Annotated in this window: 25 protein-coding genes; 3 read left to right on the top strand and 22 right to left on the bottom strand. The window is 69.2% G+C overall.

From position 1 onward, the window contains the following. The first annotated feature begins 66 nt into the window (after positions 1-66). Entirely contained in the window at positions 67-966 is a 900-nt protein-coding gene (locus ACP2AD_RS13085) for a hydrogen peroxide-inducible genes activator (protein ID WP_425231174.1), read from the top strand. Here the strand turns inward: ACP2AD_RS13085 and ACP2AD_RS13080 are convergent. From ACP2AD_RS13080 to ACP2AD_RS13005, 16 genes are all read right to left on the bottom strand, one after another. After that, positions 963-1,865, bottom strand: coding sequence for a hemolysin family protein (locus ACP2AD_RS13080; RefSeq protein ID WP_425230483.1), 903 nt, complete (start codon positions 1,863-1,865; stop codon positions 963-965). The genes ACP2AD_RS13085 and ACP2AD_RS13080 overlap by 4 nt on opposite strands. A 3-nt stretch (positions 1,866-1,868) precedes the next feature. After that, entirely contained in the window at positions 1,869-2,381 is a 513-nt protein-coding gene (gene ybeY / locus ACP2AD_RS13075) for an rRNA maturation RNase YbeY (RefSeq protein ID WP_425230482.1), read from the bottom strand. Continuing rightward, on the bottom strand, positions 2,378-2,776 hold the full coding sequence (locus ACP2AD_RS13070) for a type II toxin-antitoxin system VapC family toxin (RefSeq protein ID WP_425230481.1): 399 nt from the start codon (positions 2,774-2,776) through the stop codon (positions 2,378-2,380). The genes ybeY and ACP2AD_RS13070 overlap by 4 nt, the downstream gene beginning before the upstream one ends. Next, positions 2,773-3,030 (bottom strand): type II toxin-antitoxin system VapB family antitoxin, encoded by a 258-nt coding sequence (locus tag ACP2AD_RS13065; RefSeq protein ID WP_425230480.1) that lies wholly within the window; start codon positions 3,028-3,030, stop codon positions 2,773-2,775. Before ACP2AD_RS13065 ends, ACP2AD_RS13070 begins: the two co-directional genes overlap by 4 nt. A 45-nt stretch (positions 3,031-3,075) precedes the next feature. After that, positions 3,076-4,077, bottom strand: a complete 1,002-nt coding sequence (locus ACP2AD_RS13060; RefSeq protein ID WP_425230479.1) for a PhoH family protein — start codon at positions 4,075-4,077, stop codon at positions 3,076-3,078. A 291-nt stretch (positions 4,078-4,368) separates the two neighbouring features. Beyond that, on the bottom strand, positions 4,369-5,088 hold the full coding sequence (locus tag ACP2AD_RS13055; RefSeq protein ID WP_425230478.1) for a hypothetical protein: 720 nt from the start codon (positions 5,086-5,088) through the stop codon (positions 4,369-4,371). After that, positions 5,082-5,432 (bottom strand): hypothetical protein, encoded by a 351-nt coding sequence (locus ACP2AD_RS13050; RefSeq protein ID WP_425230477.1) that lies wholly within the window; start codon positions 5,430-5,432, stop codon positions 5,082-5,084. The genes ACP2AD_RS13055 and ACP2AD_RS13050 overlap by 7 nt, the downstream gene beginning before the upstream one ends. A gap of 81 nt (positions 5,433-5,513) precedes the next feature. Further along, positions 5,514-6,203, bottom strand: coding sequence for an alpha/beta fold hydrolase (locus tag ACP2AD_RS13045; RefSeq protein WP_425230476.1), 690 nt, complete (start codon positions 6,201-6,203; stop codon positions 5,514-5,516). Beyond that, entirely contained in the window at positions 6,200-6,985 is a 786-nt protein-coding gene (locus ACP2AD_RS13040; RefSeq protein WP_425230475.1) for a hypothetical protein, read from the bottom strand. The genes ACP2AD_RS13045 and ACP2AD_RS13040 overlap by 4 nt, the downstream gene beginning before the upstream one ends. Then, positions 6,982-8,307 carry a tRNA (N6-isopentenyl adenosine(37)-C2)-methylthiotransferase MiaB gene (gene miaB, locus ACP2AD_RS13035; RefSeq protein WP_425230474.1) on the bottom strand — a complete coding sequence of 442 codons (1,326 nt, stop codon included), beginning with the start codon at positions 8,305-8,307 and terminating at the stop codon, positions 6,982-6,984. The genes ACP2AD_RS13040 and miaB overlap by 4 nt, the downstream gene beginning before the upstream one ends. 19 nt (positions 8,308-8,326) lie before the next feature. Continuing rightward, the gene (locus ACP2AD_RS13030) at positions 8,327-9,091 is read right to left on the bottom strand and encodes a lysophospholipid acyltransferase family protein (protein WP_425230473.1); all 765 of its coding nucleotides are present in this window, start codon (positions 9,089-9,091) and stop codon (positions 8,327-8,329) included. A 243-nt stretch (positions 9,092-9,334) separates the two neighbouring features. After that, the gene (locus tag ACP2AD_RS13025; protein WP_425230472.1) at positions 9,335-9,757 is read right to left on the bottom strand and encodes a Fur family transcriptional regulator; all 423 of its coding nucleotides are present in this window, start codon (positions 9,755-9,757) and stop codon (positions 9,335-9,337) included. A gap of 67 nt (positions 9,758-9,824) precedes the next feature. Next, positions 9,825-10,292, bottom strand: a complete 468-nt coding sequence (locus ACP2AD_RS13020; protein WP_425230471.1) for a GNAT family N-acetyltransferase — start codon at positions 10,290-10,292, stop codon at positions 9,825-9,827. After that, positions 10,292-10,918, bottom strand: a complete 627-nt coding sequence (gene tsaB / locus ACP2AD_RS13015; protein ID WP_425230470.1) for a tRNA (adenosine(37)-N6)-threonylcarbamoyltransferase complex dimerization subunit type 1 TsaB — start codon at positions 10,916-10,918, stop codon at positions 10,292-10,294. Before tsaB ends, ACP2AD_RS13020 begins: the two co-directional genes overlap by 1 nt. A gap of 30 nt (positions 10,919-10,948) precedes the next feature. After that, on the bottom strand, positions 10,949-11,542 hold the full coding sequence (locus ACP2AD_RS13010) for a malonic semialdehyde reductase (RefSeq protein ID WP_425230469.1): 594 nt from the start codon (positions 11,540-11,542) through the stop codon (positions 10,949-10,951). Next, positions 11,539-12,108, bottom strand: coding sequence for a NifU family protein (locus ACP2AD_RS13005; RefSeq protein WP_425230468.1), 570 nt, complete (start codon positions 12,106-12,108; stop codon positions 11,539-11,541). Before ACP2AD_RS13005 ends, ACP2AD_RS13010 begins: the two co-directional genes overlap by 4 nt. Positions 12,109-12,236: 128 nt before the next feature. On the opposite strand from ACP2AD_RS13005, the gene ACP2AD_RS13000 reads away from it, so the two are divergent. Further along, complete coding sequence (locus tag ACP2AD_RS13000) at positions 12,237-13,364, top strand: acyltransferase family protein (RefSeq protein WP_425230467.1); 1,128 nt, start codon at positions 12,237-12,239, stop codon at positions 13,362-13,364. Between the two features lie 36 nt (positions 13,365-13,400). Here ACP2AD_RS13000 and ACP2AD_RS12995 read toward each other — a convergent pair whose 3' ends face one another. From ACP2AD_RS12995 to ACP2AD_RS12985, 3 genes are all read right to left on the bottom strand, one after another. After that, positions 13,401-13,850 (bottom strand): hypothetical protein, encoded by a 450-nt coding sequence (locus ACP2AD_RS12995; RefSeq protein WP_425230466.1) that lies wholly within the window; start codon positions 13,848-13,850, stop codon positions 13,401-13,403. Then, entirely contained in the window at positions 13,823-14,671 is an 849-nt protein-coding gene (locus ACP2AD_RS12990; protein ID WP_425230465.1) for a hypothetical protein, read from the bottom strand. Before ACP2AD_RS12990 ends, ACP2AD_RS12995 begins: the two co-directional genes overlap by 28 nt. Before the next feature lie 101 nt (positions 14,672-14,772). Continuing rightward, a complete protein-coding gene (locus ACP2AD_RS12985) occupies positions 14,773-15,645 on the bottom strand; it encodes an aspartyl/asparaginyl beta-hydroxylase domain-containing protein (RefSeq protein ID WP_425230464.1) in 873 nt (290 codons plus the stop codon). Positions 15,646-15,807: 162 nt separating this feature from the next. Between ACP2AD_RS12985 and ACP2AD_RS12980 the strand changes: the two genes are divergently transcribed. Beyond that, complete coding sequence (locus ACP2AD_RS12980; protein WP_425230463.1) at positions 15,808-18,780, top strand: M16 family metallopeptidase; 2,973 nt, start codon at positions 15,808-15,810, stop codon at positions 18,778-18,780. Positions 18,781-18,951: 171 nt separating this feature from the next. On the opposite strand, the gene ACP2AD_RS12975 is transcribed toward ACP2AD_RS12980, so the two are convergent. The 3 genes from ACP2AD_RS12975 to ACP2AD_RS12965 are packed head-to-tail and all read right to left on the bottom strand — an operon-like array spanning position 18,952 to position 23,577. Next, the gene (locus tag ACP2AD_RS12975) at positions 18,952-20,733 is read right to left on the bottom strand and encodes an AMP-dependent synthetase/ligase (RefSeq protein ID WP_425230462.1); all 1,782 of its coding nucleotides are present in this window, start codon (positions 20,731-20,733) and stop codon (positions 18,952-18,954) included. Between the two features lie 47 nt (positions 20,734-20,780). After that, a complete protein-coding gene (gene ggt, locus ACP2AD_RS12970; RefSeq protein WP_425230461.1) occupies positions 20,781-22,526 on the bottom strand; it encodes a gamma-glutamyltransferase in 1,746 nt (581 codons plus the stop codon). Between the two features lie 34 nt (positions 22,527-22,560). Beyond that, complete coding sequence (locus ACP2AD_RS12965; protein WP_425230460.1) at positions 22,561-23,577, bottom strand: quinone-dependent dihydroorotate dehydrogenase; 1,017 nt, start codon at positions 23,575-23,577, stop codon at positions 22,561-22,563. Between the last annotated feature and the right edge of the window lie 154 nt (positions 23,578-23,731).

Here is a 23,731-nt window from a genome sequence, read left to right as displayed (position 1 = left end):
CGGCCATGCGCTCGGGGCAGAGATGAAGCCAACGAATAAAAGCTATTTCAGAGATAGAGACGCTCGATCACTCAGCCGCTGCCCTCGCTCCGTCAGCTGACCTATCTGCTGGCGCTTCATGAGCACGGCCATTTCGGCCACGCCGCCGCGGCGTGCTTCGTCACGCAGTCGACGATGTCGGTCGGGATTTCGGAACTGGAGCGGCTGCTCGGGGTGGTGCTGGTCGAACGGTCGCGGCGTGTGGTGCGGTTCACCGCGGTCGGCGAGGAGGTGGTGGCGCGGGCGCGGGGCGTCGTGCGCGCGGCCGAGGATTTGGGCGCGGTGGCGCAGGAGGCGAGCGATCCGCTGACCGGCGCACTGCGGCTGGCGGCGATCCCAACGGTCGCGCCGTTCCTGTTGCCGCGGATGCTGCCGGCGGTGGCGCGCGCCTGGCCGCGGCTGCGGTTGACCGTGCGCGAGATGCTGACGGCGGCGGCATGCGAGGCGCTGCATCGTGGCGCACTCGACTGCGCGCTGCTGGCGCTGCCGGCGGAGTGCGGAGAGGTCGAGACGGCGGCGATCGCGGTCGACCCGCTGCGGCTCGCGGCGCGCGGCGACGACCCGCTCGACCTGGCGCTGCCGCTCGACGAGGCGGCGCAGGCGCGGCTGCTGCTGCTCGACGACGGCCATTGCCTGAAGGCGCATGCGCTGGCGGCGTGCGACCCGGCGGGGGGCAATCGCGATGCGCCGGTGGTGGCGTCGACGCTACAGACGCTGGTCGGGCTGGTCGAGGCCGGGCTTGGGTTCACGCTGCTGCCGGAGATGGCGGTCGTGGCGGGGATGCTCGACGGCACGGGGGTGCGGTGTCGCGCGGTCGCGGGGCTGGAGGCGGAGCGGCGGATCGTGCTGGCGTGGCGGCGGGGGCATCCGCGGGCGGCGGACCTGCGGCTGTTGGCGGGGACGCTGGTCGACAGCCTGGCCGGCTAGGCGTCCTCGGGCTCCGGCCGGGGCGGGTGAAGGCGAAGGCGGTGGATGCGGCGTTCGTCGGCATCGGTCACCTCCAGCTTCCACCCCGACGGATGGTCGACGCACGCTCCCGTTGCGGGCACGTGCCCGGCGAGCAGCGCCGCCAGGCCGCCGAGCGTGTCGATGTCGCCCTCGCTCTCGCCGAGCCGCGAGTCGATCACCGCCGCGACATCCTCCAGCTCGGCGCGCGCGTCCGCGTCCCAGGCGCCGCCGTCGAGCGGAACGAGCAGCTGCGCCGGCGCGTCGTCATGCTCGTCCTCGATCTCGCCGACGATCTCCTCGATCAGATCCTCGATCGTGACCAGCCCCTCCGTGCCCGAATATTCGTCGAGCACGATCGCAAGGTGGACGCGGCTGGACCGCATGTCGGCGAGCAGGTCCAGCGCGCCGCGCGCCATCGGCACGTAAAGCGGCTCGCGGATCAGCCCGGCGATGGTGGCGGGATGCTCGGCTCCGGTCGCGAGGATCGCGAACACGTCCTTGATATGGACCATGCCGACAATCGTATCCAGCGCGCCGCGATAGACGGGGAGGCGGCTGTGCCCGGCCTCCGCGAACAGCCGGACCAGGTCGGCGAAGCTGGTCTGCTCCTCGACCGCGACGATGTCCGCGCGCGGCACGCCGACATCACCCGCGTCGCGCTCGCCGAAATGCAGGAGGTTGCGGACCATCAGCCGCTCGTGCGGCGACAGGTCGCCCTTCGCGTCGGGGGCGGGATCGCCCTCGTGCCGGTCGATCGCGTCTTCCAGCTGGTCGCGCAACGTGTCCTCGGCCGGCGCGCCGAAGATCAGGCTTTTGAGCCCGCGCCAGATACTGCCTTCGTCGCCAGCACCGCTGGCGCTACTTCGGTCGTCGGGCACTTCTCAGTCATCCTCCCGGATCAGATAGGGGTCGGCGATGCCCAACCCGGCCAGCACATCGCGCTCGATCGCCTCCATCGCGTCGGCCTCACCCTCCCCGATATGGTCATAGCCTAGCAGGTGGAGCATGCCGTGCACGATCAAATGCGTCAGGTGATCGGCGAGCGAGACACCCTTCGCCACGGCTTCGGCCGCGCAGACGCCGTGGGCGAGGACGATGTCGCCGAGCAGGACTTCGCCGTCGTCGCTGTTCTGCGTCACAGTGCCGAGCAGGTCGGGCTGGATCATCGGAAAGGAGAGGACGTTGGTCGGCCGGTCCTTGCCCCGATACTGCGCGTTGAGGGTGCGCACCTCGGCATCGGTGGTCAGCCGGACGCTGATCTCGACCAGCGCGGGCGAGGCGGCGAGCGCACCATGCGGCGTCGCTTCCACCGCAGCCCGCGCGGCGCGGGTGGCGAGCGCCGGCCAGTCGGCGTCGGGCCAGGGTGCCTCGCGCGACAGTTCGACCTGGATCACGCCAAGTCCGTGTGCGTGAAATCGTCGCCCTTGTAGAGCAGATGCGCCTTGTTTGTTTTGGCGCAGGCGTAAGCAAAGCAGTCGCCGAAGTTCAGCCTTGCTTGATGGCCGGAATTGCGCCCGTACAGCTCGTATGCATCCAGTGCGAGCCGCAACTCGGCTTCGCCCACGCTCACCAGACGCAAGCCGAGGTCGGTGGCGGCCTGCTCGACCTCGCGCCGCGCCGCCACGGCCGTTAGCTTGCGTGCGCGACGCAGGCCGGAAACCGACTCCCAGCAGCTCGTGGGAGACCATAGGATGTCTGGTGCTGCGCCCAGTTGATCGATGAGTTCGTCGCGTTCAGGTTCTTCCGCCATGATGGCGACGAGCGCCGAAGCGTCGACGAAGAGCGTCACGCCGGTTCTTCGCCCCACATCTCGTCGAAGAACGCCTTATCCGCCTTCAAACCGGTTGGCGGGGGAAGCGGATTGGCGGCTCGCCACGCGTCAAGCTTCGCGCGGATCGTGTCGGCGCGAGACTTGCCCGACAGTTCCTGCTTGCGGCGGAGCAGCGCTTCGTGGACCGCCTCAGTCTTCGTCGTACCGAGCAGCTCGGCCACTTCTTGCGCGAGATCGTTCGTCTCGGGCTTCTTGATGAAAAGAGAGGCCATCAATTGCTCCGTATATCCCCAATGTAGCAATAGGATATCCCAGGATCAACCCGCCCCCTCATATGCCTCGACGATCCGCCCCACGATCGGGTGCCGCACCACGTCGCCGGCGGTGAAGCGGGCCATGGCGATGCCCTCAACCCCCTCCAGCCGCCGCACCGCATCGGCCAGCCCGCTTGCCGCGACGCCGCCCGGGATGTCGACCTGGTTGGGGTCGCCGCACACCACCATGCGGCTGTTCTGGCCGAAGCGGGTCAGGAACATCTTCATCTGGGCCGGCGTCGTATTCTGCGCCTCGTCGAGGATGACAAAGGCGTCGGCGAGCGTTCGCCCGCGCATGAAGGCGATCGGCGCGACCTCGATCTCGCCCGATGCGAGGCGGCGTTCGACCTGCTCGGCCGGCAGGCAGTCGTAGAGCGCGTCGTAGAGCGGGCGGAGATAGGGATCGACCTTCTCCTTCATGTCGCCGGGCAGGAAGCCCAGCCGTTCGCCCGCCTCGACCGCGGGCCGGGACAGGATCAAGCGCTGAACCGAGCCGGTGATGAGCTGCGCCACCGCCTGCGCGACCGCGACATAGGTCTTGCCGGTTCCCGCGGGCCCGAGCGCGAAGATCATGTCGTTCGCGGTCAGCGCGCGCATGTAGTGCGCCTGGGCCGGCGTGCGCGGGACGATCGTCTTCTTGCGCGTGCGGATCATCACCGAGGGCGCGTCCCCGCCGCCAGCGTCCGCACGGATGATGCCGTCGAGATGCGGCTCGGCGGCCATCGCGATCGAGGCATCGACCAGCCCGCCGTCGACCTCCTCGCCGCGGCCGATCCGCGTATAGAGATCGTTCAGCACGTCGCGCGCCAGCGCCACTTGCTCGGCCGGCCCTTCCAGCCCGACCCGGTTGCCGCGCGCGGTGATGTAAACGCCCAGCCGGTTTTCCAGCGCGACAAGGTTACGGTCATATTGCCCGAATAGCGCACTCAGCGCCTGCGGCTTGTCGAACAGCAGTTCGGTCCGGCTGCGATCGCCGGCCTGGGCGGGAACGGGCTTGCGGCTCATGCGGTCCTTTCAGGATAGGGCAAAGGTCACACCAGGGTCACACTGTCGGTACCGCCGCTGCGGTATCGCTGCGGCCGAAGTCGCGGCGACGTAGAGGCATGATCGCCGCCATCGATGTGGAAGCGGTGCAGCGTTGGCACAAGGAGCGCGAGTCGATGGGCACGATCGCGCCAGTCTGGCATCCGCGATCTGTGTAGGACAGCGGTTATCGCAGCCACGCCGATCACGGCGCGACGCTTTCGGTTTTGCCGGATCACCCGACGATAAAGCGCAGGGTCGGACTAAACCGTATTACGGCGGCCCGGCGGCCACGTTCTGCGGCGGCTTGGGCGCGGTATCGCCGTCGCTGGGCGCCGGCGTCGCAGCATCGCCTGATGGTGCGTCCATGCCGTTCTGCACTGGCTGATCTGACTGTTGATCATCCGGGTTGTCCGGTGGGCTATCTTCGACCTGCTGAACGTTGTCCGCCTGTTGCTGTTGCGCCGCGGCATTGCCGTTGTGCTGCAACGCCGCCAGAGACGCCTGAAAGGCGATGCCTGACAGTGCCGACGCATCCTCCAGCGTCATCAGCGGCCGACCCTGATCCGCCGTCGCCTGCACCGAATAGGTGATGGCGAAGGATGCGTGGTCGGGTCCGAAGTCGTTCGGCGTGAGCCCGCGCGTGTCGCTCAGCAGCGTCGTCTGCATCGCTACACGCATCAGCGCGTTGCAGGTGACCTTACCGGTGTTCCTGTTGATGTCATCGACCGTTGGAGCGGAATAGCTGAGCACGCTTTTCATCGACGCTGGTGACGCCGCGGTCGCAGCCATCGGGTAGTTGCCGAGAAGGCTAGCCGCCGACTGAGCCTGACCCGAGAGAATGCCGTTCAGCGCATCGTATGTTTCCTGCGAGGAACAGGTCTGTTCTGCTGTCGGCGCGCTGCCGAACAGGTGAGTGAGCGAGTCGCAACCCGACAGGGTCAGGGCCACCAGGCTGGCGGCCGCCGGAACAGCCAAACGGCCGATCACCACGCGCAGATCCGCCGGTCGGGGCGGCGGACCCAGCAGGCGCGGTCGTCCCGGCTGCGAGTAAAGACTCCCTGATCGACCATGCGAGCGCCGTTGTCGAAGTCGACCTGGATCGCGTCGGGGCCAGCTCGATTGGCATAGTAGCGGCCGATGCTCGTCTGGATGGCGAAGCTGCCATCGCCGTTGCGCGGATAAAAGGTGCAGCGCTCGCGCGGCGGGGTGTCGACGAGGCAGCTGGCAGGGCGGCCGCGTCCCATCGTGCCGCCGTCGAGGTCGTGCTTTTGCGCGTCTGCGCTCGCTGCGCCCGCGCTAAGCGACACGATGCACAAGGCTGTTCCGATCCTCATCGCCGACCCCCGATTTCCTACGGCGGATAATCGACACCTGTCCGGCGGTTTACACGTTAAATCGCTGAAACGTTTGTCGACTTATCCGGCCAGCCATCCGCGCAGCAGCGCCGCCGTCGCGTCGGGCTTCTCCAGCGGCGGCAGGTGGCCGCAGTCGGGGACGAAACGCAGCATTGCGCCCGGGATCAGTGCGGCGATCTCCTGCGTCATCGCCGGCGGCGTCATCAGGTCCTGCGCGCCCGCCGCGACCAGCGTCGGCACCGTGATCGCGGGCAGGCGCGGGCGGCTGTCGGGGCGGGCGATCACCGCCTCGTTCTGGCGGACATAGGCCTCGATCCCGACCTGGCGGCCCATCCGGTCGAGCAGGTCGTCGACGACCGGGTCGTGGATGGGGTGGATGAGGTAGGCACGTCCGGCCCGCGCCAGCACCGCCGGATCGGGCGCGGCGAGCAGCGCGGCGTTGGTGGCGCGGCGCTGTGCGGTCTCTTCGGGCGTGTCCGCCCGCGCATTGGTGTCGAACAGGGCCAGCCGCTCGATCCGATCGGGCGCCTGCGCGAGCATCTCCATCGCGACCATGCCGCCCATCGACACGCCCGCGAGCGCGAAGCGCGGCGGCGCTGCGGCGAGGACGCGCGCCGCCATCGCGGGGAGCGTGTCGTCCCGCAGCGTGTCGCCGACCGTGCAACTCGCCGCGTCGCCGAGCGCGGCGATGGTGCGTTCCCAAACGATCGCGTTGCTGCCGAGGCCGGGGATCAGGACGAGCGGGGTCATGCGGCGCTCCTCCCATCAGTGGCAGGACGCTGCGGCAGGATCAGCATCAGCGACAGCATCGCGGCAGCGAGGATCAGGCTCGCCAGCGGGCGGCTGACCTCCAGGCCGCCTTTGGCAACCGGCTTGTCGAGCCAGTCGCCCAGCGTCGCACCCAGCGGGCGGGTCAGGATGAACGCCGCCCAGAACAGGACGACGCGCGACACAGCGGTGGCGTAGTAGAGCGCGGCCAGCACCAGCAGCGCCGCCCCGAACACCAGCGCTCCGCCACCATAGCCGAGCCCCGCATCGGCGATCCAGTCGCCCAGGGCGGTGCCCAGCGTCTGTGAAAAGGTGATGGTGATCCAGTAGAACAGCTCCGCGCGCGGGCCGGAGACAGTGCTGACATCGACGCTGCCGAGCGTCCGCCGCCACGCGAACAGCGACCCGAGCACGCAGGCGAGCAGCAACAGCGACCCGCCCGGATAGCCGATGCCCAGCGAGCGGTCGGCGAAGTCGGCCAGCGTCGTGCCGCAGGTGGTGGAGGCGACGATCGTCGCCCAGTAGAGCCAAGGGCGAAACGTCCGTGCGCGGATCTGCGCCCACACCAGCCCGAGCAGCAGCGCGCCGAACAGCGCGGTGCCAATCAGATAGCCGTTCGCGACGGGATGGGCCGTCGTCTCTCCCAGCCAGGTCATGGTGACGGTGTCGCCGCCGGTCTCGCCCAATGTCGTCGCGATGATCTTGATCAGCCAGAAGCCGAGCGTGATCGCGGGCACCTTGGCGGCGTGGCGGCCGGCGGTCACGCTGCGCGCCGCAGCCGTTCGACCCCTGCCAGCGAGTTGGGATCGGCGCGGACCAGCTCGACCTCGACCAGATCGCCGATCGCCGCGTCGGTCAGCAGGTGGACCGATTGCAGCCAGGGCGACTTGCCGAGCATCTGGCTCGGCAGCTTGCCCCGGCGCTCGATCAGGACGGGGCAGGTGCGACCGACCGCGGCGACGTTGAAGGCGTGCTGCTCGCGGTTGAGCACGGCCTGGAGGCGCTGGAGCCGGTCGTCCATCACCGCCGCCTCGACCTGGCCGGGCAGCGTCGCCGCGGGGGTGCCGGGACGGGGGCTGTATTTGAAGGAAAACGCCTGGGCGTAGCCGATGTCGTCGACCAGGCGCATCGTCTCCGCGAACTCCGCCTCGGTCTCTCCGGGGAAGCCGACGATGAAATCGCCCGACAGCGCGATGTCGGGACGGGCCAAGCGGACCCGGTCGATCAGGCGGCGGTAGCTGTCGCGCGTGTGGCTGCGGTTCATCGCCTTGAGGACGCGATCGGAACCGGCCTGCACGGGCAGGTGGAGGAAGGGCATCAGCGTCTCGACGTCGCGGTGCGCATCGATCAGGCCCTGCGTCATGCCGTTGGGGTGGCTGGTGGTGTAGCGCAGCCGGGCAAGGCCGGGGAGGCGGTCGAGCGCGCGGATCAGGTCGTGCAGCCCCTTGCCGTCGCTATCCCACGCGTTGACGTTCTGACCGAGCAGCGTGATCTCGCGCGCGCCCGCATCGATCAGCGCCCTGGCCTCGTCGACGACGGCGGCAAAGGAGCGGCTGACCTCCGCGCCGCGGGTATAGGGCACGACGCAATAGGTGCAGAACTTGTCGCAGCCCTCCTGCACGGTCAGAAAGGCGGACGGCCCGGTCCGCCGGCGCGCCGGTAACGTGCCGAACTTGGTCAGCGACAGCAGATCGGTGTCGAGCGCGGCCTCGCCCGCGGCGGCGCGGCGGACGAGCTGCGGCAGGTTGTGATAGGCCTGCGGGCCGACCACGATGTCGACCTGCGCACGCGCGACGATCTCCTCGCCCTGCGCCTGCGCAACGCAGCCGGCGACGGCGATCAGCGGGTCGCGTCCCTGTCGCCGGCCGTTCTTCCGCACGCGGCCGATGTCGGAATAGACCTTCTCGGTCGCCCTTTCGCGAATGTGGCAGGTGTTGAGGACGACGAGGTCGGCGGCGTCGGCATCGACGGCGGTCAGCCCTTCTTCGGCGAGCAGCTCGGCCATGCGCTCGCCGTCATAGACGTTCATCTGACAGCCGAAGGATTTGACGTGAAAGGTAGCCGGAAGCTTCTGGGGTGCGGACATGGCGCGGCGCCCCTATCAGCTAAACGATGCCGGCGGGAGAGGCGGCGTCGATCCGCCGTCGTGCTTCCGCCGCGATCGCCTTGCGACCCGGAAAGGCGGCGGGATCGAAGGCGTCGAGGAAGTGAAGATTAACGGGAAAGGCGCCGCGGCGGCGGAAGACGCGCAGCGCGTGGGACTGGCCAGGTTCGTCGCCGACCCAGGCCAGCTCCGCGGTGGCGGCGCCGTAGTCGAGGCGCACGGGCTGAACCAGCAGCCCCGGCGGCGGCGGGTCCAGCACCGCGAGCAACGCAGCCTTGAACGGGAGCAGCGTGCGGCCATCACCCGTCGTGCCCTCTGGAAACATGGTCACGGGGCGACCGCCGGCCAGCGCGCGCGCGATCGCCGCCACCTGATCGGCGACGTGCATGCGGTCGGTGCGACGGACGAACAGCGTCTGGTTGAGGGTGCAGAGCCAGCCGATCAGGGGCACGGCGGCGAGTTCGGCCTTGGCGACGAAGGCGGTGCCGGTCGCACCCGCCAGCACCGGGATATCAATCCAGCTGAGGTGGTTCGAAAGAAAGACGACGTTGCTTGCGAGCGGCGTACCGATGACGTGTGCGTGCGCGCCACTGATCCGGCCGAAGCTTGCGAGAAAGCGGCGCGGCCAGGGCGAGGGCGCGCGGATCAGCCGGGTCAGGCCGTGGAGCAGCAGGCAGGCGGCGAGCGTCGTGAGCAGCGCGGCGAGGCGGAAGATGAGGCGGAGCTGCGCCACCGCTACGCCGTCATGCCGGGCTCGACCCGGCATCCATTTCGCCGCTGGGGATTGGCTTCGCTCACCGATAGGAGGCTTGCCGCACGTTGGAGCACAGCTCAAGCCTGTCCGGAGCACTACCGCCGCCGGCGTCGACGGTGCGCGAGAGACGGGACTGACGTCGTTGCCGGATCATTCGCAGGCGACGCGGCAAAGCCTCCTCGTCGGATGGCATTCCGCCCCGCGGCAGTCCTGGCGCGTCGCGCCGACAGCGAGCGCTGCCACCGTGCGCGCCGCTCAGTCCTTGCGCGACAGCGAGACGCCGTACAGCTCCATGCGGTGGTCGACGAGGCGGAAGCCGAGCTTTTCGGCGATCGCCTTTTGCAGCTGCTCCAGCTCGGGATCGACGAACTCGATCACCTTGCCCGTCTCGACGTCGATCAGGTGATCGTGGTGCGCCGCGTCGGCGGGTTCGTAGCGCGAGCGGCCGTCGCCGAAATCGTGGCGGTCGAGGATGCCCGCCTCCTCGAACAGCCGGACGGTGCGATAGACGGTGGCGATCGAGATGCCCGGATCGACCGCGGAGGCGCGGGCGTAGACTTTCTCGACGTCCGGATGATCCTCCGCTTCCGACAGCACGCGCGCGATGACGCGGCGCTGGTCGGTGATGCGCAGCCCCTTCTGGTTGCACAGCGTCTCGAGATCGATGTTGCGCGCCATGGCGGCGATGTAGTGCGGAACGCTTGTTGCGAAAAGCGCTAGCGACTCGCAATAAGCGCAGGCGGCGTCACAGCTGCCGGGCGTAGGTATGCGCGTCGTGGAGCTGACCCTGCTTGCCGCGATAATAGCCGCGGCGCTCCCCCACCTTGGCAAAGCCGTGGGCGGTGTAGAGGCGGACGGCGTCGTTGCCCGCGCGCACTTCGAGGTGAAGCGATACCGCGCCTTCCGACGCAGCCTCGGCCATCATTGCGCGCAGCAGGGTGGCGGCGACGCCGCGTCGGCGCTGGGCGGGAACCGTGGCGAGGAGAAGCAGCTCGACCTCGTCGATCACCAGCCGGGTCATCGCAAACCCGGCGGGCTCCTCGTCCAGATAGGCCAGCAGCAGGCGCACGCCGGGCATGGCGAGCACCCCCATGCATTGCCCCCGCGTCCAAGCCTCGCCGAAGCGGGGGTCGAACGCCTGCGCCATGAGCGCCTCGACCGCGTCGATGTCGCGCGGGCTGCCCGTGCGCAGCACTAAAGTCCGGGTCGCCATCAGCGCGGCTGGGGCGGCCTGGCGTCGGGCGCGCGTCCGTAGAGCGGCCTCGGCGGTAGCTGCGCCAGCGCCGGCGGCAGCAACAGGGCATCCGCCGCGCGGGGAAGCGATCCGCGGGGTGCGGTGCGGGGATCGCCGGCGCCGAGCCAGCGCAGTCCGTCGCCGGCCGCCCGCGTGTCGCCGAGCCGTACGCGCGCCGCGGCGGGGGCGAGCGATTCTAGCGGGCCGAGCGGTTGCAGGGATTCGGCAAAAAGCTGCATGAACACCTCGCCATGCCCGCCCTCCAGCACCGCCGCAAGCGTGGCGCCGGGGGCAAGGGGGGTGTCAGCGAGCGCGCGCGCGGCGACCAGCGTCAGCGAGGAATAGCCGGCGACGCTCGCTTGCCATCCCAGCGCCAGCCCGCGGGCGGCGGCGATGCCGACGCGGATGCCGGTGAAGCTGCCCGGTCCGACATCGACCAGGATATGGGCGGCGCGGCCGCCGTCGGGCAATGCGGCGATCATCGGGATCAGCCGCTCGGCATGGCCGCGCCCGACGTCTCCATGGGCGGCGGCGATCACCGCGCCGTCCGCGATCAACGCGATCGAACAGGCGGCGGTGGCGGTGTCGATGACAAGGGTGCGCATCATCCCCTCTCCCCTGCGGGAGAGAGGGGATCAAGCAAGGCGGTTGAACGTGTCGAACGCGGGTCGCGGCAGGCGATCGAAGATGGTGGCGGGATCGCCATGCCCCAGCGTGCAGATGAAGTTGGTCTTGACCGCAGGCATGTCGGCAAAGAACGCCTTGTCGACCTCGCCGCCGTCGAAGCCCGACATCGGCCCGGTGTCGAGCCCCAGGGCACGGGCGGCGATGATCAGGTAGGCACCCTGCAGCGACGAGTTGCGGAATGCGGAGGCAGCGCGCAGCTCGGCATTACCGGTGAACCAGCTCTTCGCGTCGGTATGGGGGAACAGCCACGGGAGCTGTTCGTGGAAATCGTTGTCCATGCCGACGATCACCGTCACAGGGGCGCCCAGCACCTTGGGCTTGTTCTGGGCGGAGCAGCAGGCGGCCAGCCGTTCCTTGCCCTCGGCCGTCCGCACCCAGACCATGCGCGCGGGCAGCTGGTTGGCCGAGGTCGGCCCCCATTTCATCAGTTCCCAGATCGCGACGATTTCTGCGTCGGTGACGGGCTGATCGGTATAGCCGTTGTACGACCGCGCGGTGCGGAAGATCGCGTCGAGCGCGGCGTCGTTGATCGCGCCGCTCATACCGCGCGCACCTCGGTGACTTCGGGAACATAGTGGCGGAGCAGCTGCTCAATGCCCTGCTTCAGCGTCGCCGACGAGGAGGGGCAGCCCGAGCAGGCGCCCTGCAGCTGCAGGAACACCTTGCCCTTGTCGAAGCCGCGATAGACGATGTCGCCGCCGTCGTTCGCCACCGCGGGGCGGACGCGGGTGTCGATCAGCTCCTTGATCTGCTCGACGATGTCGGCGTCGGCGGGATCGTCCGTGAACACCGCAGCGGCCGACGGGACGCTGAACCCGGCATGGGCGCGGAACAGCGGCATGGCAGCGGCGAAATGATCGACCAGCAGCGCCAGCACGTCGGGCTTCAGGTCGCGCCACGCGACGCCCGGCGCGGCGGTGACCGACACGAAATCGCGGCCGAAAAATACGCCGGTCACGTCGCCCAGGTCGAACAGCGCCTGCGCCAGCGGGCTGGCGGCGGCCTCTTCAGGGGTCGCGAAATCGCGGGTGCCCGCGTCCATGACGGTGCGGCCCGGCAGAAACTTGAGCGTCGCGGGGTTGGGGGTCGGTTCGGTCTCGATCAGCATGCCGCGCATGTGGTCCGGCGGCGATGATCTATCAAGGCCGCGGCGATACCCTGGGCCGGCAAAGCCGCAACGCTTGACCCGGCATGGCCGCCGCTGTCTAGGTTCCCGGAAAAAGGCGCAGGGCGCAGATGACGGAAGTGCAGCAAGCGGATGCGACGGCCCGCCGGCATGAGCCCCGGGGGCGCCTCTTTTTTCTAGACAGCTTGCGCGGCGTGGCCGCGCTCTACGTCATCTTCTACCACTCATTACTGGTTCCCCAGCCGCATCCGCCATTGACGAACTATCTAATGCTGAAGTTCGCGTCGTTTGGCGGGACCGGCGTCTACCTATTTTTCGTCATCAGCGGCTTCTCGCTCCACATGACGATGCAGCGACACGAACGTACGGGGCTTATGGTCCTAAGCTACAGCGTCAGCCGCCTGTTCCGTATCGCGCCGCTATTCTACGTCATTCTGGCTTACTACATCGTTCGCGATAACTGGTATCTCTCCCAACCCTTATATCTGAGGCCGGTCGCCTACAATCTTACATTTCTATTCAACTTAATTCCTGGCAAGCAGGAGGGCATCGTCTGGGCGAGCTGGACAATTGGTGTCGAGATGATCTTCTATGCGTTATTCATCCCACTGTATCGGTCAAAGTTTCGAACACAGCTGCTGTGGTTTTCTGTATCGATCGTTACAACAATGATCATGCACCTTACCCTGCCTGCTGACTACGTATTGTTCTCCGTCGTTGGGTATATGCCGCTTTTCATCATCGGGATGTGGGCTTATCCCGCCTACCGGAGGCTGCTCGCGCGTCCCAACCACGCGCCGCTTGCTCCCGTGCTGATCGGCGCGGGCGCCGCCGTCTTGATCGTCTGCGCTCTGGCCGGGGAAGTCGGAAGCATCTGGGAGCGAGTTCCGATCGGGCTCGCCTACGCGTCGATATTGATCGGGGCTGGCTTAGGCGACGGCGACACGCTCATCGGGCGCATTTTCCGCTTCTTTGGCCTGATCAGCTATTCGGCCTATCTGCTCCATCCCGTCGTCATCTACGCGTTGCACAGGGCGATCGATTGGAGCATCGGCTCGTTGCCGGGCGACCTACGTTATTACGCCACCCTGACGATGGTCACGATCGTCACCACGGCGTTCGCTTACCTGACCTACCGCCTGGTCGAGCGGCCAGGTGTTCGGTGGGGCGACGTCGCTTTCCGGCAACTGACATCACGCGTGCGGTCGCGGACGAATGCCGCCCCGGAACACGAATAGGCGTCTCTGGAAGCTGATGTGCCGCCTGCCGCGGCGTTACAGCGAGTGATCGAGGCGGAAAGCCGGCCCGATCAGCTGCGTCCGCTCAGGCAGGGTCGTGACGACGAAGCGGAAGCGCCCGGGGGGAAAATCGATATTGGCCCGGCAGGCATAGGTGCACTGCCCGCTGCAGCTGGCGCCGCGCCACGGCACCACCGACAGGCTGACCCGCGCGCCGAGGCGGACGGGGCCGGTCGCGGCGTTGGCGGTGCAGGCGTCGATCGCCTTCATCTCGGTGGTGAGCGGCGTCCACGTGGCGCCGATCAGCTTGTCGACGCGAATTGCGCGTTCGATCAGCATCGGTCGGTCGGTCGCATTCTCGATGACGAGCCCCGACGGGCGCGCCGTCGCGCGCAGGCGCACCGCTCGCGTCGCGTCCTGCGACAGCCCGGCCGCCGCCAGCACCAGCAGCGCGCCGGTCAGCGCCGCACGTCGAACAAATGCCATCGCGGTTCCTCGCGTATGTTGGGATGGGCGGCGGCCTGACCCGCCACGATGTTGCAGTTGCTCGCCTGAGGCTGCGTGAAGATGTGGGCGAACCGGCGGTCCTGCGGTTGGCCGTCGAAGATGTCGCCGACCGCGCAATGCGTACCCTTGACGATCCGCGTGGCGACCGACGCATTGGCAGAGGTGGTGTGGAAACTGTCCTGCCAGTTGGCGTTCCAGTAGAAGCCCTTCAGGAAATGCCGCCGGCCTGACGGCTCGCGCACGACCATCACCGCACAAAAGGCGAACTCCAGCTGGACCTCGCTGAGCAGGTTGATCTGTCCGGTCTGCGTGTTGGTCCGGCTGAGATCGTAGGTGTCGCCCGGATTGTCGGCGTGAAACACGTTCAATGTCAGCGGAAAGGTGGGGCTGGGCGGCAGCGGCTGGACGAAGGGCAGCAGCGTGTGCCCTCCCGCCGGCACCTGCGGCGGCTCGGTCGAATTGGCGTAGAAAGGCTGGCCGGCCGTAGCGTTGTCGAAACATGCCTGATGCGGGCGGCTCGGCGGTCGCGCGCGCTGCAGAAACGAACTGCCGTCGTGATCGTGCGCGCCGCTGTAGAAACCCCAGTTGGTTTCGATCCACTGCGCCTGGACGAACCCCGCCGCCCATCCGGCCGTCGAGTCGCCGGCACTACCGGCGATCGTGATGCTGCCGATCGCCTCCAGCCGCCGGTTGAGCGAAAAGCGGGCGGCCAGACCGGTCGTGGTCGACGGCGCAAAGCTGGTCGGCGCATTGTGCGGCACGGAATTGATGCGCAGCGACGAAGACGTGATCCGGAGCAACTGCCGACTCCCCCAAGGATGGCGAGCGGACCTTACCCGAGGACGCACGCCGCGCCAACGCCGGTTGGTCGCATTCCCCTCTCACCGGCACGGCGTGGCGGTCAGACGTCGAGCTGCTTCACCGCCGCATTCCAGTGACCGATATTGGCTCTTGCCTCTTGAACGAACGCAGAGCGCTTGACCACGCCGAGGAAGCGGTCCGCGATCCACTTGCCCGGATTGCGCAGCGGACGTTCGAACTGGACAAGCAGGACGACGCGGATGCCGCCGGTGTCGTTCCACACCTCATGCTGATACGTGTCGTCGAACACCAGCGTCTCGCCCTCCGCCCAGCGGACGATGCGATCGTGGACGCGCATGCGAACGTCGCCGTCGCGCGGCACGATCAGACCCAGGTGGCAGGTGATCAGCCCCTTGGTCACACCGCGATGATCGGGGATGTGGGTGCCGGGCGCGAGGATCGAGAAGAAGGCCGAGTTGAGCCCGGGAACCCGTTCGACCAGCCCGGCGGTCACCGGCACGCGATCGGCATTGTCGTCGATCCGGTAGCCATAGCCCCAGATGAAGAAGGACCGCCATTTGTCGATCTCCGCGATCGCGCGGTGGTCGGGCGAGATGGTCGCCAGCGACGGCGCGGCGTCGCCGCGCAGCGCCACCGCAATCGCCTCGTCGCGGATTGCCTGCCAATGGTCGCGCAGCAGCTGCGTCCAGGCGAAGTCGCGCATGTCGAGGACGGGATCGTTGGACACCAGCGAGCTGCCGCCGATCAGCCGGTCGAAGAACCCGCGCAGATGCTTGCCGAAGCGGATGACGAAGGGCCGGCCCTTCTCCGCCTGCATCGGCGCGCCCGCGACCGGCGCCCCGGAAACGACGGTCAGCTGCGGGACCAGGGGACCGGAACCATCCTTCTCCTGCGTGCGCCACATACCCGGCACGGCGGCCTTGGTCGGTCTGGTCTCGACGCCAGCGGTCATGCACTAACCTTCATCAATAACGAAACGGAAGCGTAACGGCCCTGCGCTAACGCCGCAAAACTGCAATAAGATGCGATGTAGGACGAAAAGATGGCGACTCCGGCGCGGTTTGCGGCCGATACGCCGCTGGCGGCGCGTGCGCCCGCCCGCTAAGTGCAGGGCATGAACCTGTCCGCGCGTACCGCCGCCGCTTCGCTTGTCACCCTCCTGATCGGCCTCAGCGTCCCCGCGGCGGGGCGGCATGCCGCGGCGTGGCGCCCTGCCGCTGCCGCAACCCCGCAAAGCACCGCGGCGAAGGGGCAGCCGGCCACCGCGGCGCCCGCCGTCGTCGTCGATCACCGCGCCTGGCTGTACGCGGGCAGCGACATCACCCCCGATCCGGCGTGGCAGTTCGGCACGCTGCCCAACGGCCTGCGCTATGCCGTGCGCCGAAACGGCGTGCCGCCGGGGCAGGTGTCGATCCGCGTCCGGATCGATGCCGGGTCGTTGGAAGAGACCGACGGCGAGCGCGGCTTCGCGCACTTCATCGAGCATCTCTCGTTCCGCGGCTCGCGCTACGTGCCCGACGGAGAGGCGAAGCGGATCTGGCAGAATTTCGGCGCGACCTTTGGCTCGGACACCAACGCCGCGACCGGGCCGGTATCGACCACCTACAAGCTCGACCTGCCGTCGGCGACCACCGAGCGGCTCGACCAGAGCCTGCACATCCTGTCGGGGATGATGGCCGCGCCGGTGATCGACGATCATACGATCACCGCCGAGCGGCCGGTGGTGCTGGCCGAGCAGCGTGAGCAGCCGGGCCCGCAGGTGCGCTTCTCCGACGCGCGCAACGCGCTGTTCTTCGCCGGTCAGCCGATGGCGAACCGATCCCCGATCGGCAGCATCCGCACGCTGGAGGCGGCGACCGCCGCGACGGTGCGCGCGTTCCACGACCGCTGGTATCGGCCGGAACGAACGGTGGTGGTGATCTCGGGCGACATGGACCCGGCGGTGTTTGGCGACCTTGTTGCCAAGAACTTCGCCGACTGGCACGGGATCGGCGCGGCGCCAGCCGATCCCGATTTCGGCCGTCCGGACGCGAGCCAGCCGACCACCGCCACGCTGGTCGAGCCGGGGCTCCCGCCGGTCGTGATGCTGGGCGTGGTGCGGCCATGGACCTTCAACGCCGACACCGTGATCTTCAACCAGCGCCGGCTGGTCGACGTGCTGGCGACGCGGCTGATCAGCCGGCGGCTGGAGCAGCGCGCGCGGGGCGGCGGCAGCTTCCTGCAGGCCAGCGTCGGCCTAGATGACGTCGAACGGTCGGCCAACATCACGCAGGTGACGGTGGTGCCGGTCGGCGCCGACTGGGCGGCGGCGCTGCGCGACGTGCGGGCGGTGATCGCGGACGCACAGACGGCGCCGCCGAGCCAGGCGGAGGTCGACCGCGAATATGCCGAGTTCGACGCGGTCATGCGCCAGGCGGCGGAGACGGCGCGGGTGGAGGCGGGGGCGAAACTGGCGGACGACATGGTCGAGGCGCTCGACATCCGTGAGACGACGACGACCCCCGGCGTTTCATATCAGGTGCTCACCGACGCGCATGCGCACAACATGTTCACCCCCGCCGCCCTGCTCGACTCGACACGGCGGCTGTTCCAGGGAACCGCGACGCGCGCGATCGTGGTGACCGCGACGCCGCAGCCCGACGCGCCGGCGCAGCTGGCGACGGTGCTGGCCGCGCCCGCGGGCGGCTATACGCGCCGCGCGCAGGCGGCGGTGACCTTCGCCGATCTACCCGGCTTCGGCGCGCCCGCGACAGTGGCCAGCCGCGAACAGCTGACCGGGCTCGACATGGAGAAAGTCGTCTTTTCCAACGGCGTCCGGCTGCTGATGTTCGCCAACAATTCGGAGACGGGGCGGGTTTACGTGCGGGTGCGCTTTGGCGGCGGCTACAATGCGCTGCCGGCGCGCGGGACGCCGCCGGTGTGGACGGGCGAGCTGGCGCTGGTCCAGTCGGGTATCCAGGGGCGCACGCGGGTGCTCGATCAGGGCGATCTCGACCAGATGACGACCGGGCGCGTGGTCGGGCTCGACTTCGATATCGATGACGACGCCTTTTCGTTCAACGCGCTGACCACGCCCGCCGACATGACCGATCAGCTGCGGCTGATGGCGGCGAAGCTGGCGCATCCCGCCTGGGATGCGGCGCCGGTAGCGCGCGGCAAGGCGGTGAAGCTGGCGGGGTATTCGGGGCTCGATGCGTCGCCCACGGGCGTGCTGAACCGCGATCTGGAAGGGCTGCTCCACGACGGCGATCCACGCTGGGTGACGCCGACGCGGGCGCAGATCGCGGCAGCGACACCCGCCGCGGTGCGCGCGCTGTGGGCGCCGGCGCTGGCGAGCGGACCGATCGAGATATCGGTATTCGGCGACGTCAAGGCTGACGATGTGATCCGCTCGGTGGCGGCGACCTTCGGCAGTCTGCCGCCGCGCCGCGCGCCCGCCGCAGCCGCGCCCGCGATCCGCTTTCCGGCGCACAATGCCGTACCGGTGACCCTGACGCATAGCGGCCCGGCGAACCAGGCGGTGGCGGTGATCGCCTGGCCGACCGGCGGCGGGATCGACCAGATCGGCGACAGCCGCCGCCTCGACGTGCTGGCGCAGGTGTTCAGCGACCGGCTGTTCGAGCGGCTGCGCCAGAATGCGGGCGCCAGCTATTCGCCTTCGGTCGGCAGCCAGTGGCCGGTCGGTGCGGCGAGCGGCGGGCGGATGATGGCGGTGGGGCAGGTGACCCCGGACAAGGTCGCCTATTTCTTCCAGCTGTCGCGAGAGATCGCCGCCGACCTGGTCGCGCACCCGATCCCTGCCGACGAGCTGGCGCGGATCATGCGGCCGATGGCGCAGTATATCGTCCGCGCCTCTTCGGGGAACCAGTTCTGGATGCTCCAGCTTGGCGGCGCGGCGTATGATCCGCGGCGGGTGGAGGCGACGAAGAACCTGGCGCCGGACTTCGTCTCGATCACGCCCGGGCAGCTGCAGACGGTGGCGGCGAAGTACCTGCGGCCGGAGCGCGACTGGACGCTGGCGGTGGTGCCCCGGGCGGGGGCGGGGAGTGCGTCCGCACCTGCAGCGCCGGTAGCGGCTGCGCACTAGATCCACCCTCTCCCGCGTGCGGCAGAGGGGCAGCCGCTGAAGGCGGCAGCGTAAGGATCAAGTGCGGGCCGGTGGTGGGTCTGCAGGGCCCAATCGCGTGCTGCCCGTCACCTCCCCCCCCCCCCGCAGCGCGGGGCCCGCAGCGCGGGGCCCGCAGCGCGGGGGAGGTGACTAGTGCCGGTACAGTGCCTCCAGGCGGTCGCCATAGGCGTCGCGGATCATGTGCCTTCTGATCTTCAGGCTCGGCGTCAGCTGTTCGTTCTCGATCGTGAAGGGCATGTCGGCGACGATGAAGCGGCGGACGCGCTCGATCACCGACAGGTCCTTGTTGACCCGCTCCACCGCCTGTCCCAGCGCCTGACGGAAGGCGGGATGGTCGCCCAGCTTCGCGAAGTCGCACGCCGCACCGCTGCCCGCGCACCATTGCTGGACCCAGTCGGGGTCGGGGACGAGCAGCGCGACCATGTAGGGCTTGCGATCGCCGGAGATCATCGCCTGGACGATCTCCGGCTGGAGCGTCAGCATTCCCTCGACCTTCTGCGGCGCGACATTGTCGCCCTTGTCGTTGATGATGAGGTCCTTCTTGCGGTCGGTGATCTTGATCCGCCCCGCTGCGTCGATCAGCCCGATATCGCCCGTGTGCAGCCAACCGTCTCGCAGCACGCGCGCGGTCTCCGCGTCGTTGCGCCAATAGCCGTGCATCACCAGCTCGCCGCGGACCAGGATCTCGCCGTCGTCGGCGATCACCACCTCCGTGTCGGCGAGCGGCGGGCCGACCGTGTCCATGCGAATGCCCTCACGCGGACGGTTGCACGAGATGACCGGCGCCGCCTCGGTCTGGCCATAGCCCTGCAGCAGCATGATGCCGACCGAGTGGAAGAAGATGCCGATCTCCGGCGTCAAGGGCGCGCCGCCAGACACCAGCGCCTTGATCCGTCCGCCGAAACGCTTGCCGATCTTCGGCTTGAACAGCGTGTCGACGACCAGCTTCATCGGCCGGTCGGTCCATCTGAGCGTGCCGTTATAGTCGCGCTCGCCGATCAGCAGCGCCTGTTTGAGCAACTTTGCCGGTAGCCCGCCCTGCTTTTCGATCGCCTTGCCGATGCGCTGGTGGAGCACCTCGAACAGCCGCGGCACGACGAACATGAGGGTAGGACGGACCTCCTCCATGTTGCTCGCCAGCTTTTCCATTCCCTCGGCGTAATAGATCTGGCCGCCGACACCGATCGGGAAGAATTGGCCGCCGGTGTGCTCATAGGCATGGCTGAGCGGCAGGAACGACAGGAAGGTCTCCGGGTCGGCGATGCCGAAATCCTCGGCGATCACCGCCGCGCAGCCCGCCACATTATGCAGGATGGCGCCGTGATGCTGCATGACCCCGCGCGGCGCGCCGCCGGTGCCGCTGGTGTAGATGATGCAGGCGAGGTCGTCGCGGCCGGCGGCGAGGTTCAGCGTCTCCGGCCCGGCGGGGTGGCCGGCGATCAGCCGTTCCCAGTCGTGATGCTCGACGGTGGCCGGGAAGCGCATCTCCTCCATGCCGATGACGAGCTGGCCCTGGTTGGACTTGAGCACCGCGGGGAGCAGCGTCCTGGCGAGCTTGGCGGTGGAGACGATCACCGCACAGGCGCCGCTATTCTCCAGGATGTGCTGGTGATCGCGCTCGGTGTTGGTGGTGTAGGTCGGCACTGTAACGCAGCCCGCGGCCATGATCGCGAGGTCGGAGATGCACCATTCGGGGCGGTTCTCGCTGACCAGCATGATGCGGTCGCCGGGCTTCATGCCGAGTGCCTTGAACGCGGCGGCGAGGCTCGCGACCTGGCGCGCGGCTTCGGCCCAGCTGGTCGGATGCCAGCCGCCGTCCCGCTTGCGCCAGAGGAAGGGCGTGTCGCCGCGTTCGCGCGCTCGGGTCGCGAACATCGCGACGAGGTTGGGGAAGGGTTCCAGCTGGTACATTCTCTCTCCCGGCCGGCCGGTCGAGCGCCGGCCGTTATCGGCTTGCATCATTCGGGCGGGCGAACGGCCGAGCCCCCGAAATGCGGCGGCGTGACGACATGGCCGAGCGTGTCCATCGACACGCCCTCGCTGCGCGGGTCAGCCGCGCCGATCCAGCGCCCGCCCACGCGCTCGACGGCATTCGCCTTGAGGCCGAGCGGCGCGCTGACATAGCGCCCGCCGAGCGCGCGGAGCGCCGGCAGCATCGCATCAACCTCGGTACCCTGCTCGACCACCGCGGTGTCGCCCGGCGCGAAGATCAGCCCCATGCCGATCGCGTCCTGCGCGCTAAGGTTCCAGTCGAGCACGCCGACCAGCGCCTTGGCGATCTGTGCGATGATGGTCGGACCGCCGGCCGCGCCGATCGCCAGCCGGACGCTGCCGTCGGCGTTGTAGACGATGGTCGGGGCCATCGACGAGCGCGGGCGCTTGCCGCCCTCGACCCGGTTGGCGACGAGGAAGTCGCCGTGGACGGGGACGATATCGAAGTCGGTCAGCTCGTTGTTGAGGATGGTGCCGTCGATCGACAGGCCCGAGCCGAATACGCCCTCGACGGTGGTCGTCACCTCGACGACGTTGCCGCGGCCGTCGGCGACGGCGAGGTCCGTGGTACCGGGGACTTCCTGCGCCGGGGCGCGGGAGCGCGGCGGTGCGCCCGGCGGCGTCCCGGGCTGATAGCTGCCGAGCGCGTGATCGGGCGAGAGCAGCGCCGAACGCTCACGCAGATAGGCGGGATCGAGCAGCCCCGCGACCGGCACGCGGACGTAATCCGGGTCGCCGACATAGAGGTCGCGATCCGCATAGGCGAGGCGCGACGACTCCGCGAACAGGTGCCACGCGACCGGACTGTTGCGGCCCAGCGCGTGGAGGTCGAACCGCTCCAGCTGCTTCAGGATCATCATCACGGTGATCCCGCCCGACGACGGGGGGCCCATGCCGCAGATGCGGTAGCTGCGATACGGCACGCACACCGGCGGCCGCGCCTTGGCCTGATAGCTGGCGAGATCGCCGGTGGTCATCCGCGACGGGTTGCGTGCGGCGTTGTTGACGGTCTGGACCAGCCGTACCGCCTGCGGTCCGACATAGAAGCTGTCCGGACCGAGGCGTGCGATCCGCGCCAGCAGCGCCGCCTGGGCTGGGTTGGTGAGGCGATCGCCGGTCCGCACCGCGCGGCCGCCGACGGTGTAGAGCGCGCGTGTCCCGGCGGTGATATGGCCGCCGTTCGCCGGGATGGTGCCGGCGAACCGCGGGCTGACGATCCAGCCTTCGCGCGCCAGCCGGATCGCGGGCTGGAACAGCCGCGCCCAGGGCAGCCGCCCGCCGCTGCGATGGGCCAGCGCCATGCCGCGCAGCGCGCCGGGCACCCCGACGCTACGGCCGCCGGGGACCGCGTCGCCGTGCGACAGGGGACGGCCGTCGGGGCCGTAGAACCAGCGGCCGGTCGCCGCCGCGGGCGCGGCCTCGCGCGCGTCGATCGTCGCCAGCCGGCCGTTCGCGGCGTGCGTCACCCAGAAGCTGCCGCCGCCGATCCCGGAACTCTGTGGCTCGACGACATTGAGCGCGAGCATGGTCGCGATCGCGGCATCGGTGGCGCTGCCGCCCGCGCGCAGAATCTCGACGCCGGCGGCGGCGGCGCGCGGGTCGGCGGCGCTGACGGTGCCGGCCGGGGCGGCGGACGCTCGCGCAACGCGGCGGGCTTGGACCGGCGCAAGTGAGAGGGGAAGGGCGAGCGCGAGGAGGAGCAGCTTCTTCATCTGGGCTGCGACCCTAGGCGCGTGCAACGTAACGTCAACCGGCCCCGACCGCCTCGCCGACGCTCGTGAAGCCGTCGCGGCGGAGCAGCACGGCGAGGTCGCGGGCGATGCGGAGGGCAAGGCCGGGGCCGTGGAAGACCAGCGCGGTATAGAGCTGGACCAGGCTCGCGCCGGCGCGGATGCGGGCATAGGCCGCCGCGCCGCTGTCGAGCCCGCCCACAGCGATCAGCGGCAACGCGCCGCCGGTTGCGCGGCGAAAGTCCTGCAGGCGGACGAGCGCAAGCGGCGCGAGCGGCTTGCCCGACAGCCCGCCCGCCTCATCCGCATGCGGCGAGCGCAGCGCCGGACGCGCGACGGTGGTGTTGGCGACGATCAGCGCATCGACCCGCGCATCGACGGCGGCGCGGGCGATGTCGTCGACCTGCGCCGGATCGAGATCGGGCGCGACCTTCAGGAACAGCGGCGTCGCGCCGCGTTCGGCGACCGCGGCGGCGAGCAGGTCGCGCAGCGCCGCACCGTACTGCAGGTCGCGCAGTCCCGGCGTGTTGGGCGAGCTGATGTTGACCGTAACGTAATCCGCCACCGCCGCCGCGGCCCGCACGCCGGCGGCATAGTCGGCGATCCGGTCTGCCGACTCCTTGTTCGCGCCGACATTGGCGCCGACCAGTCCCCGGCCGTCGCGGCGGAGGCGCGGCAGCGCGGCGGCAAGACCGCCATTGTTGAATCCCATGCGGTTGATGACCGCTTCGTCTGCAGGCAGGCGGAACAGCCGCGGTCGCGGGTTGCCGGGCTGGGGCAGCGGCGTCAGCGTGCCGACCTCGACGAAACCGAAGCCGAGGCTCAGCAGCTCGCGCCACACCTGCGCATCCTTGTCGAATCCGGCCGCGAGCCCGACCGGCGTCGGAAAGCGCAACCCCGCGATCTCGGTGCTCAGGATCGGGTCGGCGGCGGGCGGCGCGCGGAGCGGCATCAGGCGCAGCGCCGCGACCGTCAGCCGGTGCGCGCGCTCGGCGTCGAGCAGCCACAGCGCGCGGCGAAGGGGAAAGGTCATGCCCGGGCCTGTCGCACCGCGCCGTCCGCACGTCAAAAAGAGTCCGGCCCGGTCGCTTCTGTCCAATACGGTTCCGCAACGATCTGCGACACGGAAGGTGCGACCCAAGGGCGGCTCACGCCGTCCTCCCTTCACGGCCCGGCCGAGCGATCGG

This window comes from Sphingomonas sp. (assembly GCF_965248875.1).
Taxonomy (GTDB): Bacteria; Pseudomonadota; Alphaproteobacteria; order Sphingomonadales; family Sphingomonadaceae; genus Sphingomonas.
Note: the sequence above shows the minus strand (reverse complement) of the source record. Positions and strands in the feature narration are given on the sequence as shown.